The sequence below is a fragment of the Lentzea xinjiangensis genome, from assembly GCF_900110955.1.
Lineage (GTDB): Bacteria > Actinomycetota > Actinomycetes > Mycobacteriales > Pseudonocardiaceae > Lentzea > Lentzea xinjiangensis.
In genome coordinates this window covers 260,637-278,307 of the sequence record NZ_FOFR01000005.1, presented here as the reverse complement: position 1 = coordinate 278,307, position 17,671 = coordinate 260,637, and the positions used below count along the sequence as shown (strand labels likewise).

The window sequence follows — 17,671 nt, the reverse complement described above, 5'->3', positions numbered from 1 at the left end:
CGTTGTGTGTCATCCGGCGCAGTGCCGAGGCCGTTGACCTGGTATCGACGCAGCAGCTCGCCGGTGGGCGCCGGCGTGGTGTCGCGGGAGGGACGGTTGTGTCACTTTCACCGACTGAGCATCGGACGATCATCGCGGTGGACGTTGCGGAGTTCACCCGGCGCGACCGTCGGGTGAATGACCTTCTCGTGGTGCACGAAGGGCTCTACGGTGTGTTGAAGGCCGCGTTCGCCGACGTCGGCGTCGACCTGAGCCACTGCGCTACCGAGGATCGCGGTGATGGCGCTTTGATTCTCGTACCGTCGACCGTGTCGAAGAGCGAGCTCGCCGACAAGCTGCCCGAACGCCTGGTGGCCGAGCTCCGCCGCTACAACTCGACCAAGGCCGAAGCGGCGAAGATCAAGCTGAGGGTCGTCCTGCACGCCGGCGACATCCGCCAGAACGAGCACGGCTGGGTCGGGCACGCGCTGAACCACGCCTGCCGGATCCTCGAAGCCGACATCCCGAAGACCGAGCTGAGGAACTCCGGGAGCGTGCTGGCTGTCATCGCCTCCGCGCACTTCTACCAAGAGGTGATCTTCGACGACGCCGGCAGCGCACCGGACTCCTACCACCGCATCGACGTCTCGGTGAAGTCGTTCCAGGGGCACGCGTGGTTGCGGCTGCACGGTGCCGTGATGCCGCTCAGCACCGCGCCCGCGGAACCCGCGGCGGTACTGCCGGACCCGGATCTCGCGGACCTGGCCGTGCGAGGTCTTTTCACCGGTGACGAGGTGAAGGTCCTGCGCGAGCTGCTGGCCGACGCCGAGACCGCACGGCTGCCGATGCTCGTGAGCCGTGCGACCGGTTCGGTGGTGCCGATGCCCCGCTTCGGGTCGGTGTGGGACGCGTTCACCCACCTCGCCGACGTCAACGCCGGGCCGGACGGTATTCCTCCCGCGGTCGAGTTCCTCGAACTCCTCGCGGAAGAACTCGGCGGCGACAATGGTGCCGAGCTGAAGGCTTGGGCGGCCCGGAAAGTCCGCGGCCTGCGCCGTGCGAACGCGCGGCAGGAACGCCAGGCGGCGAGATCTCCGCTTCCGGCCGAACCGCGGCTGCGGCTGATGATCGTGGTTGAGCTCGACGGCATCGATGACAACCGCTGCCGTCTTTCCTTCTGGCGCCAGGACGATCCACTGGACTGGCCGCCGCTTCGGGGTGAGGTGGGCGAGGTGCGCGTCGACGAGCTCGAGCAGCGAATAGACGATTTGATCATCGACGCCGAAGGCAGGTGGTCCGGGCAGTCGGTGTCCGTCGCACTGGATTTCGTGCTCCCCCGGCCGCTGCTAAGGTTGCCGATCAGTTCGTGGAAGAAGGAGCGCAGGTCAGGCGATCCACGACCAATCGTCTACGACTACGTGCTGAGCTTGAGATCGCTGGAACGAATGCGGGCCACGTACTGGCATCGCCCTTGGCGCGTGCGATGGGAATCCAGCTCCAGTGACACCCCGCTGTGGGAAAGAATTCACCCGTACGGTGCACCGCAAGGCAAGGAGAATGCCATCGACGCCGTGCTGAGCGAATCCAGATGGGTTGGTTTGGTGATGGACGAACCACCTTCCCCGCGTCCGGATCCGAGTGCCGGGCCCGATGCGCTGACCGCCGCGTTGCGGGCGGGTTTGCCGTTGGTGCTGTGGCACCCCGCGGCGCGCGCGGAGGACCTGCGGGCGATCGTCGCCTGGCTCGTCTCCGGTGAGGGAGGGATCCTCGGCCTGCCCGACCGCCACCGGCACGCGCAGCTGTCCGCGGCCGAAGGGGATCTCGTGCGGGATCTCGTGGTGCTGCTCGACGACCCGAACTGGACGGTCGCTCTCGACGGACCTGCGGCTCCGACGTCGGGCGGAGGCCGGGGATGAGCGTGCACGAACGGGGAACAGGCAGTCGGCGCACTGGCTTCGACGCTCCTGACTGGTGGATCTACCGCGGCACGGGCCGGCCGATGCACGACATCGACCTGACCGAGATCCTGCCGCCCCCACCACCCTGGCGGGATTTCCGCGGCGGCCCGGTCTCGGAGCAGGTCCTGCCGCCGGACGACGACGGCGAGGCGGATCGCAGGCTCGGGCCGGAAATCCACCTGGCGGAATGGGACGTCGACGCGCACGAGCTCGACGTGGTCAATGCCGCGCTCTACTTGCGCCGGCCGTTGTTGCTGACCGGAAAACCTGGGGTGGGGAAGTCGAGCCTCGCCTACCGCATCGCCAGGGAATTGCGGCTGGGCCGCGTGCTGAGGTGGCCCATCACCAGCCGCACGACCCTCGCGTCAGGTCTCTACGATTATGACGCCATAGGCCGAGTGCAATCCGCCGCCGTGCGGTCGGCCGGTGCCGAGGAGACCGCCATCGGTGACTTCGTGCGGCTCGGCCCGCTGGGAACGGCATTCCTGCCGAGCGCTTTGCCGCGGGTCGTGCTGATCGACGAGCTGGACAAATCCGAGTCGGATCTGCCCAATGATCTGCTGAGCATCTTCGAGGACGGCGAGTTCGTCATTCCGGAGCTGGCGCGAGTTCGCGAACAACTGCGTGCCGTATCCGTCCACACGAACGACCCGAACGGGACCGCGACCGTGGAGGACGGCAGGGTGGCCTGCCGGGCTTTTCCCGTGGTGGTGATGACGAGCAACGGAGAGCGTGAATTCCCTCCCGCCTTCCTGCGCCGTGTCCTGCAATTGGAGATCAAGGATCCGAGCGCCGAACAACTGGCGGCCATGGTGGCCAACCACCTCCTGGACCCGCAGGGCGAACACCGGGAACGGCTCGTGCGGGAGTTCATCGAGAAGAGCCGGGCGGAGGGCGGTCTCCCGGCGGACCGGTTGCTGGACGCGGTCTACCTCGCCACCTCGGGCGCTTACCAGCCGGACGACGCGGCGTGGCCGCGGCTCGTCGATGCGCTGTGGCGAAGACTGACGGAGCAGTGACATGGGTGGCATCGAGGGTCTCGACTGGCCCGAAGTTGCGGACATCGTCTGGCTGGCCGCCGCGATGCGGGACGGCACGACGGGAAACCGGGCCCCTGATCCTGCCTCGACGCCGCCGGAACCCGGTCACGCGCCGCCGGAACCCGGCGAGGTGGCCGAACCTCCCGGTCATGACGTGCCTGCGGCGGAGGAACCCGAGCCGGAGCCGATCGGTGCGACGGCACCGCGCGAAGTTCGCGAACCCTCGATTGCCGGCTCGTGGTACGGCGACGGCGAAGCGGCCCCTGATCTGGTGCCCGCCCACTCCGACGGTCCGGCGCTGGCGGAGTCGCTGGACTGCTTCCGCGCTCTGCGGCCGCTCAAGCGCGAGATTCCCTCCGCCCGTGACGACGCGATGGTCCTGGACGAGGTGGCGACGGCCGAGCGGACGGCGCAAACCGGTGTGTGGTGGCCGGTCACCCGTTCGAGAGCGGAGCGTTGGCTGGACTTGACGGTGATCCTGGACAACAGTCCGTCGATGTCCTTGTGGCGGCCCAAGGTCGTGGCCTTCATGGAGCTCCTGGCACGGCTGGGGGCGTTCCGCACGATCCAGTTCCGCCTGGTCGACGTCGTCCGCGGGGCGGATGGCAGGGCGGTCCCGGTGCTGCGCGGCGGGACCGCCGGCGCGCCCGCGCGGGACCCGGCGGAGGTGCTGGACGTGTCCGGCAGGAGGGTCGCCCTCCTGGTGACGGACGGCGTCGGTGAGCTCTGGCGGCCGGAGGTCCTGCACCCGGTGCTGGCCCAGTGGGCGCGGTCGATGCCGGTGAGCGTCGTCCACCTGCTGCCGCAGTGGCTCTGGGGTCGCGGTGCCATGAGGTTGCACAGGGCCGATTTGACCGTTCCGGGGCCGTTGCGGCCCAACAGCCGGTGGTCGATCCAGCTATCCGATGCGTGGATGGACGAGGATCCGTCGGCGCACGCCCGGAACGGTGCCGTGCCCGTACCGGTGCTCGAGCTGCAGCCGCGGTGGCTGCGGTGGTGGGCGCGGCTGATCACGGCAGGGCACCGCGGGCCGGCCGCCGGAACGGTGCTGATGGCCACCAGTGAACCGGCGGTGGGGGAGCCCTCGCGGCCTGTTTCCGCCCGTGACCACGTCGGCCGATTCCGGAGTCTGGCCTCGCCCCCGGCGTTGCGCCTGGCGACGTTGCTCGCGGCGGTCCCCGCTCATCTCGAAGTCGTGCAGTTGATAAGACGCCGCTTCGTTCCCGAAGCGGGCCCGGAACATCTTGGCGAATTGCTGCTGAGCGGACTCCTGTACTACTCTTCGCACTCCCGGGATAACGTGGTCATCCCGGGTTCAGGTGCGTTCGCATTCCCGGAGGCAGTTCGTGAGCTGCTGCTCAACGGTGCCCGTCGGTCGGAGACCGCCGGGGTCGTTCGGACGGCTGCCGAGGAATTCGGGGATCGAATACCGGTGCTAGATCACCTGCGAAACGCCATCGCCGATCCCGACAACACCCCGGACCCGGTCCTCACCAGCTCCAATGCTGCTGACGTCGAGCTCGAGAGCGCGGTCATGAGAGCGCTGTCGGGTCCCTACCTGTCTCGGGCGGACCGGCTGAGAAACGCCGTGGCGCAGGACAACTCGCCCTCATCTGAATCAATTCAGGAATCAATCAAGAACCACACAGCGAGCGAGGTTGCGCCCGAGATGGCTGAGGGTCTGAGCAAACCGACGGTATCTGAAGCCCCGGATCTCGCGTGGCGGGACGCCCATTCTGCTCAGCCTGCTGCTATAGGACTTCCCGAAGCCAGCGGTATGACAGTGCGCGCCTCCTCCGGTTCGCGGGTGTTTCACGAACGGCGGCCGGAAGACCCGCCACCCATTTGGGGAAACGTGCCGCCTCGAAATCCTAACTTCACCGGCCGCGTCGAACTGCTCGACCAGCTCGGTAAACGCCTGACCGCGGGTGGCACCACCGCTGTCCTCCCGTCGGCGCTGCACGGCATGGGCGGTATCGGCAAAACGCAGATGGCAACCGAGTACATCTATCGCCACCTGCAGGACTACGACCTCATCTGGTGGATCGAGGCAGCTCGGCCGACCCAGATCCGCGCCGGTCTCACCGAGCTCGCCCGGCAGCTCGGACTGCCCGGTGCGTCCGAGGCGAACACCGCCGTGCCGGCCGTTCGCGAGGCGCTGCGCGTCGGCCGCCCGTTCCGGCGCTGGCTGCTCGTCTTCGACGCGGCCGAGAGCCCGGAGGAGGTGCGCCCGTTCTTCCCGACCAACGGACCCGGTGAAGTGCTGATCACCTCGCGCAACCCGGACTGGGCCGGCGTCGCACGGCCGCTCGAGCTCGCGGTGTTCACCCGCGCGGAGAGCATCGAGCTGCTGGGCAAGCGCGGTCCGGAGATCGAGGAGCAGGACGCGAACCAGCTGGCCGAGAAGCTGGGCGACCTCCCGCTCGCGCTCGAGCAGGCGGCGGCCTGGCGAGCGGTCACGGGCATGCCGGTGCGCGAGTACCTCCGCCTGTTCGACGAGTCGGTGGCGGAGATCCTCGACACCTCCGCCCCGTCCGACTACGAGGTCTCCGTCGCCGCCGCCTGGAACGTGTCGTTCGACGAGCTGAAGATCCGGAACCCGGCGGCGCACCAGATCCTGCACATCTGCGCCTTCTTCTCGCCGGAACCGATCTCCCGCGACCTGTTCACCGGTGTCAGCCGGGTGTCGATCTCCCCGGAGCTGGACGCGGCGCTGCGAGACCCGATCAAGCTCGCGAGAGCGATCCGCGACATCAACCGCTACGGCCTCGCGAAGATCGACCACGGCAGCAACACCCTGCAGCTGCACCGCTTGGTGCAGCTGGTGCTGCGCAACCGGGTCATGGCGCCGCAGGTCCAGGCCCAGATGCGGCACGGCGCTCACCAGTTGCTGGCCAGCCTCGACCCCAACGACCCCGAGTCGAGCCGTCACTGGCCGCGCTACCGCGAGCTGCTGCCGCACGCGTACGCCGCCGACATCGTCGACTGCGACGACAGCTGGGTGCGCCAGCTCGTCATCAACCTGATGCGCTTCCTCTTCGCCTGGGGCGATCACGAGGAAGCCGCGCGCCTGGCCGAGCGGGCCTACGAGGGCTTCGAGCGCAAGCTCGGGCCGACGCACCCGCAAACGCTCGACGTCGCTTCGAGGCTCGGCTTCTACCTCTGGGTGCTGGGCAGGTACGAGGAGGGCGCGCGGATCAACCAGCTCACCCTCCAGCGCCGGATCCAGGTGTCCGGAGAGGACAGCGAAGAGACGTTCGCCCTGCAGACCAACATCGTGATCGACCTGCGTGCGCAGGGCGATTTCGCCGCCGCGACGAAACTGAGCGACGAGATCTACCACAAGTCGAAGCGGCTCTTCGGCGACGACGATCCGGAGACGCTCAACGCGGCCTACCAGCACGCCCTCAGCCTGAGGCTGTCCGGGGAGTACCGGGCGGCGGCGGACCTCGACGAGGACACCGTCCGGCGGCGAGTCGAGGTGCTGGGGCCCGACCACCAGAAGACGCTCGGCAGCAACGCGGCGCTGATCGTCGACCGGCGCGAAGCGGGCGAGTACACGCGAGCCCGCATCGAGCAGGAGAAGTTCACCGAGCTGTTCCGGGCGCGGTTCGGCGAGGACAACCCCGACTACGCGACCTTCGCGTTCCTGTTGTCCGTGGCACGGCGCAAGGACGGTGACCACAGCCGGGCGCTCAGCCTGTCGACTCCGGCGTTCGAGCAGTTCAGGTTGGTGTACGGACACGACCACCCGACCACCATGGCGTGCGCCCTCGCGCACTCGATCGACCTCCGCCACTCGGGCGACCTCACCTCGGCGAAGGAGCTCGGTGAGAGGACGTTCGAGAAGTACCGGCGCAGCCTCGGTGAGGACCATCCGCACACCGTCGCGGCGACCGTCAATCTGGCCGTAACGTTGCGGCTCAGCGGTGAGGCGGCTGACGCCCGAGTGCTCGACGAACGGGCCTTGGAACTCTTCCGCAACGGCATCGGGCCGAACCACCCGTACGCGATCATCGCCACGATCAACCTGGCGAGCGATCTCGCGGCGCTGGGCGAGTTCGAGCAGGCGATCGCACTGAACCGCGACGCCGTCGAGCGCGGCGAGCGGGTGCTGGGCGCCAACCACCCCACCGCGCTGGCCGCGTCGCTCAACCTCGGGCACGACCTGCGGTCCGCGGGTCGGGCGGAGGAGGCCGAGTCCTACCGCGGACCGGTCCTCGACAAGTACCGCAAGGTGCTGGGGGAGGCGCATCCCGGAACCATCGCCGCGATCAAGGGCGGGCGAGCCGACTGCGACATCGACCCGATGCTGATGTAGGCGCGTCTCACCCGGAGACGAGCTGGCCCAGCCACGCGGCCAGCTCCTCCGGCGTCGGCACGTCGCGCGCGGTGCGCCGGAGTTCCCGGTGCACCGCGCGCACCAGCTCCGGGCAGTGCAGGAGAGCGCGCGCGGCCGGGCCGGGACCGTTGTCGCCCAGGAGGGCGAGTCCCAGTCCGACGAGGGCCGTGGGCCGGTCGGGATCCGCCCGCAGCTCCGCCCGGTAGCTCCGGGCGGCGTCGGTGAACCGGCCGGTGGCCCAGGAGAAGTCGGCGGCGGTGGCTCCGGGAACCGTCGGCCAGATGTCGCGTACGTCCGTGTGGCCGCCTTTGCCCGTACCGAGCCTCACCAGCGTGGCCCGGCTGCGTGACCACGATCCGTCCGGAACGGGCGTCGGCGGCGGATCGGCGGGCGCCGGCACGGCAGGAGGCCGGGCGTGCCCTGCCCGCCACGCGGCGGCCGCGGCGGAGACCACCGCGGGATCCGGCCGCAGGTGCCGCAGGCGCCACCCCGCCCGGTGATCGGCCGCGAGCGCGTCGGCCAGCTCCGCCACGTGCTCGGGCACTGGTTCGTGCTGCCAGGGCCCGAGGATCTCCGCGATTCCGGCGAGGAACCGCCGCCCGGCCCCGGTCAGCGTCCCGTCGCGGCGCAGAACCGCCAGCGTTCGCCACGTCTGCCCGCGCCAGTGAGCGAACTCGAACCTCGCGCGGCAGGAGGGGCCGGTCTCGGCCTTGGCCAGGCTGCGCCAGAACGCCGTGACACCGAAGAAGGCGTAGACGCCCTGCAGGGCGCCGCTGAAGGGACGGGGGTCGTCGCGCCACGGCACGTAGATCCGCTCCCGGGCATCGCTCTCGCAGAGCTGGGTGAGGTGGAGGATCCCGCCCAGCACGATGTGCTGCGCCTCGTGCACCAGAGTGGCGGCGAGCTCGGCCGCATCCGCCGGAAGACCGATCACGGCGCTGCCGAACGCCTCACCGGTCGACGCGCTCGGGCTCTGGAACGGCACGCCGGGCCTGGGCACCACGCAGTCCAGGACGGCGGCGAGCAGGCCGGCGAGCTCGGGCGCGGCACCGACCAGCAGCTCCCACGCCTCGCCCAGCAGCCGGTGCCACGCGCCGAGTTCCGTGCTCGCCAGCCGATCCGGTGGCAGCGGTTCGTAGAGCCCGCGGTAGGGATCGAGGTCGTCCAGGCACACCGAGAACCGGTGCGCTCCCGCACTCGAGCTGAACCTGTGCAGGCTGTGCCAGCCGGGACCGTCGGAACCCAGGTCGGCGGGCAGCCGCACCCTGCCGTTCTCCCCGGAGAGCACATAGCTGCCGCGGCTGCCGCGAACCCGAGCGGTGGAGAACGACGAGGGGGCTGGCAGCCAGGCTGTGCCGAGAGACGGCAGAGCCGCGTTGCCTTCCCACAGCGGCACGGTGATCTCGAAGTCCAGGCCGGCCCTGATGGCCGCGGCCGCCGCGAGCGCGTGCGCGTGGCCGAGGTGTATCCACACTGGACAAACTCCGTCGATGCCGTTGCGCAGCAACCGAACCGTGTAGCCGGCCCAGCTTCCGGTGTAGGGATGATCCAGCAGCCGGCCGAACGCCGCGGGCGAGGCGTCCTCGGCTCGTGTGAGCAGTTCCCGGACTGCCTCGGCAGGCGGTAACGGCCCGAACAGCTCCGGAGTTTTCGCGGACTCCTCCAGCAGCGCGTGCAACAACAGCTTCCGCCTGCTGTGTTCGGCCCCGCGCAGCCGGTCGATCATGGGTGGCGCACCGGCGAGACGGGCGAACGTGTCGAAGTCCTCCCACGACAAGCGGTGGTAGGCGGGAGAAATCGCCATGGTCAGTCGATTCGCTCACCGCCCGAGGGGTTGGAGCTTCGGTAGCGAGCGCTGACATGACCGGCCCGTTCCACGACGTGCCGCAGCGACTGCCGCAGGAGATCGCCGTCGAGGTCGCGCAAGCTGGTGAACGGCACGCCCGAGAGGTCGATCAGCGGGCTTTCCAGGTCCGGCTCCAAGCCTGATGAACTCATGGTGTCGATTCCCCTTCACGCCGCGGCCCGGTCTCCGGGCAGGCAATCCCATGATGACGCAACGGTGAGCGGTTCAGGTAGGCCGAGACCCGGAGGTTCCTTGCGCCGAAACGACCAACGGCAGCGGGATTCGATCGTGCGTGCGCACCCCGGGCTGGAATCCGTCAGCCACGCGGGTGCCACGGCGCGCAGGTGGTGTTGCGGCTCAACGTGGTCGAGCAGGCTGGTCCGGTCGCGCCGGTGCCGGGGACGCAGGCAGAACGCTGCCGGAGGAGCTGCTGTCGGGGAGGCTGCTGTCGGGGAGGCTGCGGCCACAGCTCGCCAGTGCCACGAAACCGATCATCACCAGGCCGAAGCTGGCGAGGCCGAGCACGACGATGATGCCGCCGTGCAGCACCACGGCGAACGCGAGCGCGGCGCGTCGCAGCCGCGGATTTCCGAACACGCAGATGGCGATGGCGGTTTCGAGTACGACGGTTCCCCACGTGAACGCAGGTATAAGGAAACCTGATCCCAGCAGCGGGACGAGTTCCGGCACGGCTCCGAAATACGCGTCCTGTATCACATGGTGCATCGCCGTGCCATTACGCCATTCCGGTTCAACAACCTTGATCCACACCGCCTGCCCATACACGATCGCGACCTGCAGGCGAATCACCAGATGGGTGACGAAGGTCGTGCCGCGCCACCACGCCGGCAATGGTGTCGCCGGGCGTCGCCAATGCCAGATCCGGTCGTCGCCGAGGCACAGCGGGATGAGCAGCAGGGTGACGGTTCTGGCTACGTTCTCGCCGCCGTTGGGGATGTGCATCGCGGCGGCCAGGCTGAATGTGGCGTACCACTGCGGAATGCACGTCCAGCGGGGCCGGTAGCCGGATGCGGCGAGCACCAGAACGGCGATCGTCACGGCTCGGAAAACGGTGTGGGCCGTGGGTGACGAGCCGGCACACCAAAGTGAAAGGGTGCGCAATCCGTCGCATCGCGGTCCTGCCGGTGTATTCGGGACAGCGGGGAAGAGGTCGGCGTCCGAGGTGAACACGAGCACGGACAGCTCGGCGAGCGCGACCAGCGTCCTGGCCGCGCCGAACGCGGTCGTGCGCGGGTCGAACGCCAGCGCCCGGGCTACCGCGGAGCGCATCGGAGATCCACGACGGCGACGCGGACGACGTGCCGGACGGGTGTGGACCGGCTCGGGCGTTCGACGGTGAACACCGTGCGTCCGCAGGGTGCATCGGTGGAGAAATAGCTGGTCGCGGGCGTTGTTGGGGCTTGGTTGATGACGGCGGCGCAGTCGGCGACCGTCGCCGCCGGGCAGTCGCGCCAGTGCCCGGCCGGGACCTCGTCCACGGTGGCCAGCAGTCTCGCCAGGTCCGCGTAGGACCCGCGGTCGAGGCCGGCCAGGTAGTCCCGGTCACCCGTGGTGCGGGTGATCGGGACGAACGTGCCGGCCTCGTCGTGGTGGTAGGCGACCGTGAACTCGCGCCCCGCCGCGTTGGTGAAGAGCTGCATTCCTTGCGGCCAGAACAGCCGGAACGCCTCCCGCTGGGCGCTCACCGCCCGCCCGGCCACATCGGCCGGTAACTGGGCGGCGGTGGTGGCCAGCAGAATCACTCCGAGTGCGGCGCCGGTGAAGGCCATGCCTTTCGCGGCACGTGTCCGGTCATCCATTTCGATGAACAGCCCGGCCGGTCAGCACTCGCCTGTCGTGCAGGGTCCGATGACCAATGCGGTCTTGCTGTTCGATTCCGTGGGTTCGGTGTCCGACGCGGAACTGGCGATGGTGACGGCCACCAGCGCGGCGGCCAGCAGCGCGCCGAAGAAACCGGCACTTCTCATTTTCTTGATCCCCTCTTCGTCGCGGCGAGGAACCTCCCTTCCTCGTCGCTGCGGTGGGGAATATTGCAGCGTTCGCGCACTTCGTCAACTTGTGACGGGCCGTATGCGAGTGGTTTCTCTGGGTGATTCCACCCCGTGCTGAATCGGTACAGCCGGATGGGCGTATCTCTCAGCCGCATGGCCGCTCTAAAAGGTGATATCTCATGAACTCACTGCGGTACCGCTGGTGTCCAACGCTGGGCCCCACCCGTCGTACTCCGAGATGGAAAGCGTGCGGCTGAATGGAATATCGCATTTTGGGCCCGCTGGAGCTGTGGTCCGCCGAGCGCTCGGTCGCGCTCGGCGGTGAGCGCCAGCAGAAGTTGCTGGCGCTGCTGCTGCTCAACGCCGGTGCGGTCGTGACCTTCGACCGGTTGATCGACGAGCTGTGGGAGGACCCGCCGCAGACCGCGCGCCGCCAGGTGTGCAACGCGGCGGCCGCGGTGCGCAGGGTCGTGACGGGTGGTGGCGGCCGGTTGGCCACCAGCACCCACGGCTACCGGCTCGACCTGCCGGACGGCAGTCTCGACGCCGACCGGTTCCGGTCGGCGGTGCGGGACGCGGAGGTCCTCGCCGGCCGCGGAGAGGCGGCGCGGGCGGTGGAGCTGTTGCACGGCGCGCTCGACCTGTGGCGGGGGCCGGTGCTGGCCGGGCTCGGCTCGGCGTCGATCGACGCGGCCGGGCACGTCCTGGCGGAACAGCGGTTGCAGGCCGTGGAACGGCTCGCGGAGCTGCGCCTGGAGCTGGGCGAGGTCACCTCCCTGCTCGGCCCGCTGGCGGGCCAGGTCGCCGAGCACCCGTTGCGGGAGTCGTTGCGGGCCACGCTGGTGCGGGCGCTGGACCGGGCCGGTCGCCGCGGCGACGCGCTGGCGGTGTTCGAGGAGGGGCGCCGGGCACTGGCCGACCAGCTCGGTGCTGATCCCGGTCCCGAGCTGCGGGAGCTGCACGCGGAGCTGCTCCGCGCGCAGCCGGCCGCGCCGCGGCGGTCGCCGCTGCCGTTCGACATCCCCGACTTCACCGGGCGGGAGTCCGAAGTGGACTCGCTGGTCGAGGCGATCGGCACGCGGTCGCCCGCGATCGTCACCATCGAGGGCATGGGCGGCATCGGCAAGACCGCCCTGGCCGTGCACGTGGCCCACCGGCTGGAGGACAGGTTCCCGGACGGGCGCTGCTACGTCGACCTGCGCGGCTTCACCGCGGGCACCCCGCCGATGACCGCCGGCGCCGCGCTGGAGGTGCTGCTGCGCCAGCTCGGCGTGCCGGCCGAGGAGGTCCCGGTGGATCCGGACGCGCGCCGCGAGCTCTGGCTCACCGAGGTGTCGCACCGCCGCGTGCTGGTGGTGCTGGACAACGCCGCGGACGCGCACCAGGTCCGGGCGCTGCTGCCCGGCGCTCCCGGCGCGGTGGTGATCGTGGTGAGCCGCTGCCACCTGATGTCGATCGAGGGAGCCGTGCCCGTCTCGCTCGACGTGCTGCCCGGCGACGACGCGGTGGCGTTGTTCCGCCGGATCGCGGGACCGCGGGCCGACGCCGAGCCGGAGGCCGTCGCCGAGGTGATCTCCCTGTGCGGCAGGCTGCCGCTCGCCATCAGGATCGCCGCGTCCCGGTTCAGCCGCCGGCCCTGGACCGTCGCGCACCTCGCCGACCGGCTGCGGGACCGGCAGCGCCGATCCCGCGCGTTCACCGCGAACGACCTGAGCGTCGCCGGTGTGCTCGCCCTGTCCTACCACCACCTCGGCACCGACCGGCAGGAGCTCTTCCGGCTGCTGTCCCTGGTTCCCGGCGCCGACTTCGACGCCCACGCCGCGGCGGCGCTCGCCGGGGTGCCGGTGTTCGACGCCCAGGACGTGCTGGAGGAACTGGTCGAGTGCAACCTGCTGATGCAGCGCAGGGCCGACCGGTACTGCCTGCACGACCTCGTCCGCGACTGCGCCCGTGATCTCGCCGGCGCGGCGCACGCACCGTCCGAACTGGACACCGCGCGGCACCGGTTGTTCGACTACTACCTGCACCTCGCGGACGTGCGCGGCCGGCGCAGCATGCCGGGACGGCGCGGGTTCGAGCCGGAGCTGCGCTGGCCGGCGGAGCTGCCCGCGTCCGAGTCCGAGGACGACGACATCCGCCAGCTCCGCGCCGAGTACAAGAACATGGTGGCGGTGGCCGGCTACGCGAGCACGCACGGCTGGCACGTGCACGCGTGGCAGCTTCCCTGCCTGCTCATGCCGTACCTGACCAGGGTGGGGCAGCGGTCGGGAGTCCTCGAGCTGTCCCGCAACGCGTTGAAGGCGGCGCGGGCGCTGGGTGACCGCCGCGGCGAGTCCATGGCGCTGACCACCATCGCGTTCGCGCTGCGGGAGGCCGGCCGGCACGGCGAGGTGCTGGAGTTCCTCGACCGGGCGATCGCGATCAGCAGGGAGCTCGGCGACCTGCCCGCCGCGGTGGGCGGTCTGCGCGACCTGGGCGCGTCGCAGGTGCAGGCCGGCATGCTGGAGGCGGCGGCGGCCAGCTTCGCCGAGGCGGTGGCGCTGGCGCGGTCCACCGGCGACCAGCGGGCTGAGGTCAACTCGGCCATCGACCTCGGCCTCGTCGACTGCAACCTCGGCCGCCACGCCGAGGCGGAGGCCCGGTTCCGCGACGCGCTGGCCGTGCACCAGCTCGACGGGTACGTCGGCGGCGAGGTCGTGGTGCTGATCAACATCGGCTGGCTGGCGCAGCTGCGCGGACGGGACGCCGAGGCGGTCGTCGCGCTGGAACGGGCGGTGCGGCTCAGCCGGGAGATCGGGATGAGCAGGGGCGAGGGCATCTCCCTGGCGTGGCTCGGCGTCACGTACCGGCGGCTGGGGCGGACCGAGGACGCCGTCCGGGTGGGCCGCGAGGCGCTGGAGTCCGCGCGCCGGATGGACCTGCGGGAGCCGGAGGGCGACGCGTTGAACGGGCTCGCCGAGACGTACCTGGCGGCGGGCCGGCTGCGCGAGGCCGAGACGATGCTGTGGCAGGCCGAGGAACTGGCGATGGCCGGGGCCCTGCCGATGGTGCGGGCGCGGGCGCACGAAGGACTCGCGCACGTCGCGCACCGGCGCGGCGACCACGACTGGGCGCGCACGCACTGGGAACGGGCGCTGGAGCTCTACCCGGCCGGCGCGGTCGACGCGGAGAACCCGCGTGCGCACCTCGACGACGCCGCCGCGCTGTGCATGCGGTGTGTCCGCGGCCAGGGCAGCCCGCGCGCGCTGACGGTCGTGCGCGACATCGCCTCGGCGGTCTGACCAGGCACGACATCCGTGCATCGGTCGTCGATGCGGCACGGATGCAGGGCCTTGGTGCACTCGTCCTCGTCAGGTTGACCGGCGAGGAAGTGGTGCTCGAAGATGCTGCAGCCCGCGTTGCCCGCAAGGCTGGTGGACCGGCCCGCGCTGAGCTCGGCGCTCGACGCCGCGTCCGCCCACGAGGTGGTCGTGGTCAAGGCGGGGCCCGGCTGGGGGAAGACGACCTCGGTCGCCGCGTGGGCGGCGGCGCGGCGCGCCTGCTGGCTGGACGCCGCCGCCGGCACCTCGCTCGAACGGTTGTCGCGCGGGCTGCTGAGGGCGTTGCGGCACCGGCTTCCGCGCCTTCCCGCCGACCTGGTCACCACCACCGCGCAGAGCGCCGACACCGTCGCCGGCCTGATCCGCGGCCTGCTGGACGTGCACCTCGACGAGCCCGTCGTCCTGGTCGTCGACAACGCCGGCGCGCTCGCGCCGGGCAGCGGGGAGGCGCGGTTCGTCGAGGCGTTGTGCCTGCGCCGCCCGGCACTCCTCCGCCTCGTGCTGCTGACCAGGGGGGAACCGGTGTTCGCGCTCCCCGCGGCGGAGGAGATCACCTCGCGGCAGCTCGCGTTCACCGAACCGGAGGTCGCCGCCCTCGTCGGCGCCGAGGCCGCCGGGACGGTGCTGGCGCGCACCGGCGGCCGGCCGGCCGCCGTGGCGCTGTACCGGGAGGCGCTCAGCGGCGGCTGCGCGTTGCCGGACGAAAGCGGGGACGTGGTGGCGCAGCTCGCTTCCTCGGTGCTCGCGGGCGAACCCGAGCAGACCAGGGAGCTGGTGCGCACGATCGCGCTGCTCGGCAGGGTGAGCACGGCGCTGTGCGTGGCGCTCGGGTTCGCCGACGCGCGGGAGGTGCTGCCGCGGCTCGCGCGGCGCGGGCTGCTGAGCGGTCCGGAGTGGACAGTTGTCGAGCCGGTCGGCGAGCTGTTGCGCCGCGACGCCGACGACGGGGAGATCCGGTTGAAGGCGGCCGTGTTCTGCGAACGCACCGGCGCGCACGCCGAGGCGTTGCGGCACCTCGTCGCGGCGGGCAGGGCGGACCTGGTGGCGCAGTTGTTGCTGCGCAGGGACGAGCAGATCGTCGCGGGCGGCGACGCCGACGCGGTGCTCGCGGCGGTGGACCGGCTGGAGGTCGACGACCCGCGGCTGCACCTGGTCTCCGGCTTCGCGCGGCAGCACCGGGGCGACTGGCTCGGTGCGCTGCACTGCTACGAGCAGGCCGCCGGTGAGCTGAAGCCGTGCCGGTCGTGGCGGATGGGGCAGTTGCACGCGCTCGCGGGACAGACCGCCCGCGCGGTGGACCTGGTCGAGCGCACGGTGTTCGACGAGGTCGCGTCGGTGGACGAGGTGCGGCTGCTGTCGCTGGCCGTGGGCTGGTTCCGCGAGGTGGGACGGCACGAACGCGCGCGGGAACTGGCCGACAGGTGTGCGCTGACCGCGCGAAGACGCGGCGGGCACGCCGCGTTCGCGTGGAGCAGCAGGGCTTTCGGGTTGCTGGCCGGGTACGACGGCGACCGGGCCGCGTTCGAGTCGCACTACGGCCAGGCGGTGGAGCGCTCCCGGCGGGCGGGCAACCGGGTGCTGGAGCTGATGATCCGCACCGAACGGGCCTGGTTCCGCACCGAGACCGGACCGGCCGACGCGCTGGCCGAGATCGACGAGGTCGTGGTCATCGGCCGGCAGGCGGGCCTCACCGGGCACGAGCCCGGCTGCCGGAGCATCAGGGCGCTGGCCAACGCGAGGCTCGGCCGGTTCGACGCCGCCCTCGCCGACGCCACCTTCACCGACGCCTCCCTGTCCGGCGCCGCCGCCTCGTCGCGCGCCCTGCTGATCAGGGCTGAGGTGCACCGCCGGCGCGGGGAACCCGGCCAGGCGCAGGCGTTCCTCGACGAGGCGCTGGCGATGCCGGGTGCCGGCCCGCTCGCCAAGGCGACGCTCGCGAGGGTCGTGGCGGGCGAGGACCTCGCGGCCGCGCGGCGGCTCGCCGAGGAGGCCGTTGCCGAGAGCCGGGTGCTGCGGTCACAGGAGGTGCCCGCGCTGCTCGCCCGCGGCTGGGTCGCCGCGCTGGCCGGCGACCGCGAGACCGCGCGGGCGGACGCGGCCACCGCACGGGCGGTGGCGGGGCGGCGGGGTGACAAGGCGGGACTGGCCGACGCGCTGCAGCTCGCGGCGGTCACGTCGGCGGACCGCGAGGCGTTGCTGGCCGAGGCCGCGACGGTCTGGCGGGCGGCGGGCGACCCGGTGGGCGCGGCGGCCGCGGAGCTGGCGGCGGCGAGGCTGAGCGGCGTGGACGTGACGCGGTTCGAGGACGAGCTGCACGGCCACGGCGTGCGCACGGACGTCCGGATGGCCGACGTGCTCGGCATCGGCCTGCCGCGCGCCGCGCGGATCGTCGTGCGCACCCTCGGCCGGTTCCAGGTCCTGCGCGACGGCGCCGCGGTGCCGGCCGCGTCGTGGCAGTCGAAGAAGGCGCGGGACCTGCTGAAGATCCTCACCGCCCACCGGGGACGGCCGGTGCCGCGCCCGCAGCTCGTCGAGCTGCTGTGGCCCGACGACGCGTCGGACCGCACGGCGAACCGGTTGTCGGTGCTGCTGTCGACGCTGCGGGCGGTGTTGTCCGTGCCGGGACTTCCCGCGGGCGCCGAGCCGCTCGTCGCGGACCGCGACACGGTGTCGCTCGACCTGTCCTTCGTGGACCTGGACGTGGCGGGCTTCCTCGGCGCCGCGAGCGCCGCCCTGGCCGCGCACCGGCGGGGTGAGCCGTCGGCGCTGTCCTTGCTGACCGACGCCGACGAGCTGTACCTCGGCGAGTTCCTGGCCGAGGAACCCTATGAGCCGTGGGCGATCCAGGCGCGGGAGGAAGTGCGCGGGAGGTACACGGCCGTGCTGCGCGCGTTGGTCCAGCTAGTGCGCGACCCCGATCAGCAGGTCGGGTACCTGGTCCGGATGCTGGAGCTCGACCCCTACGACGAAGGCGCGCACGTGCGGCTGGTGAAGGCGTTGCGGGCGGCGGGAAGGCACGGCGAGGCACGCCGGAGGTACCGGGTGTACCTCGAGCAGATGGCCGAGATCGGCGTGCGCCCGGCGGAACCGGACCTCTTCCACCCCTCGGTCGTGCTGAAGGCCGGCTGAGCACTGCCGCGTGCCTTCGGGGCCACCACCGCGACCTCGTGTCCG

General features: G+C 71.2%; 10 protein-coding genes. 5 read left to right on the top strand and 5 right to left on the bottom strand.

What is annotated here, in order from left to right; translation table 11 throughout:
- Window positions 1-173 precede the first annotated feature (173 nt).
- Genes BMW88_RS14690 through fxsT form a run of 3 tightly spaced genes read left to right on the top strand, consistent with a single transcriptional unit; the run spans window position 174 to window position 7,298 of the window.
- Complete coding sequence (locus BMW88_RS14690) at window positions 174-1,895, top strand: VMAP-C domain-containing protein (RefSeq protein ID WP_143116077.1); 1,722 nt, start codon at window positions 174-176, stop codon at window positions 1,893-1,895.
- Window positions 1,892-2,956, top strand: a complete 1,065-nt coding sequence (locus BMW88_RS14685; RefSeq protein ID WP_089951253.1) for an AAA family ATPase — start codon at window positions 1,892-1,894, stop codon at window positions 2,954-2,956. The genes BMW88_RS14690 and BMW88_RS14685 overlap by 4 nt, the downstream gene beginning before the upstream one ends.
- A 1-nt stretch (window position 2,957) precedes the next feature.
- The gene (gene fxsT / locus BMW88_RS14680) at window positions 2,958-7,298 is read left to right on the top strand and encodes an FxSxx-COOH system tetratricopeptide repeat protein (RefSeq protein ID WP_089951252.1); all 4,341 of its coding nucleotides are present in this window, start codon (window positions 2,958-2,960) and stop codon (window positions 7,296-7,298) included.
- A gap of 7 nt (window positions 7,299-7,305) precedes the next feature.
- On the opposite strand, the gene BMW88_RS14675 is transcribed toward fxsT, so the two are convergent.
- From BMW88_RS14675 to BMW88_RS41830, 5 genes are all read right to left on the bottom strand, one after another.
- Entirely contained in the window at window positions 7,306-9,123 is a 1,818-nt protein-coding gene (locus tag BMW88_RS14675) for an HEXXH motif domain-containing protein (protein WP_089951251.1), read from the bottom strand.
- A gap of 2 nt (window positions 9,124-9,125) precedes the next feature.
- Window positions 9,126-9,302 carry a hypothetical protein gene (locus BMW88_RS14670; RefSeq protein WP_245777783.1) on the bottom strand — a complete coding sequence of 59 codons (177 nt, stop codon included), beginning with the start codon at window positions 9,300-9,302 and terminating at the stop codon, window positions 9,126-9,128.
- Window positions 9,303-9,522: 220 nt separating this feature from the next.
- Window positions 9,523-10,455: a sporulation-delaying protein SdpB family protein gene (locus BMW88_RS14665; protein ID WP_089951249.1), complete on the bottom strand. Its 933-nt coding sequence runs from the start codon at window positions 10,453-10,455 to the stop codon at window positions 9,523-9,525.
- A complete protein-coding gene (locus BMW88_RS14660; RefSeq protein WP_089951248.1) occupies window positions 10,440-10,955 on the bottom strand; it encodes a hypothetical protein in 516 nt (171 codons plus the stop codon). The genes BMW88_RS14665 and BMW88_RS14660 overlap by 16 nt, the downstream gene beginning before the upstream one ends.
- Before the next feature lie 51 nt (window positions 10,956-11,006).
- The gene (locus BMW88_RS41830) at window positions 11,007-11,153 is read right to left on the bottom strand and encodes a hypothetical protein (RefSeq protein ID WP_177221106.1); all 147 of its coding nucleotides are present in this window, start codon (window positions 11,151-11,153) and stop codon (window positions 11,007-11,009) included.
- A gap of 281 nt (window positions 11,154-11,434) precedes the next feature.
- On the opposite strand from BMW88_RS41830, the gene BMW88_RS14655 reads away from it, so the two are divergent.
- Window positions 11,435-14,458, top strand: coding sequence for an AfsR/SARP family transcriptional regulator (locus BMW88_RS14655; protein ID WP_089951247.1), 3,024 nt, complete (start codon window positions 11,435-11,437; stop codon window positions 14,456-14,458).
- Between the two features lie 102 nt (window positions 14,459-14,560).
- Window positions 14,561-17,626 carry an AfsR/SARP family transcriptional regulator gene (locus BMW88_RS14650; protein ID WP_089951246.1) on the top strand — a complete coding sequence of 1,022 codons (3,066 nt, stop codon included), beginning with the start codon at window positions 14,561-14,563 and terminating at the stop codon, window positions 17,624-17,626.
- Window positions 17,627-17,671 lie beyond the last annotated feature (45 nt).

Coding starts and splice junctions, on each gene's coding strand:
- BMW88_RS14685 (WP_089951253.1), top strand. CDS start 1,892: ATGAGCGTGCACGAACGGGGAACAGGCAGTCGGCGCACTGGCTTCGAC.
- fxsT (WP_089951252.1), top strand. CDS start 2,958: ATGGGTGGCATCGAGGGTCTCGACTGGCCCGAAGTTGCGGACATCGTC.
- BMW88_RS14675 (WP_089951251.1), bottom strand. CDS start 9,123: ATGGCGATTTCTCCCGCCTACCACCGCTTGTCGTGGGAGGACTTCGAC.
- BMW88_RS14665 (WP_089951249.1), bottom strand. CDS start 10,455: ATGCGCTCCGCGGTAGCCCGGGCGCTGGCGTTCGACCCGCGCACGACC.
- BMW88_RS14660 (WP_089951248.1), bottom strand. CDS start 10,955: ATGGCCTTCACCGGCGCCGCACTCGGAGTGATTCTGCTGGCCACCACC.
- BMW88_RS41830 (WP_177221106.1), bottom strand. CDS start 11,153: ATGAGAAGTGCCGGTTTCTTCGGCGCGCTGCTGGCCGCCGCGCTGGTG.
- BMW88_RS14655 (WP_089951247.1), top strand. CDS start 11,435: ATGGAATATCGCATTTTGGGCCCGCTGGAGCTGTGGTCCGCCGAGCGC.
- BMW88_RS14650 (WP_089951246.1), top strand. CDS start 14,561: ATGCTGCAGCCCGCGTTGCCCGCAAGGCTGGTGGACCGGCCCGCGCTG.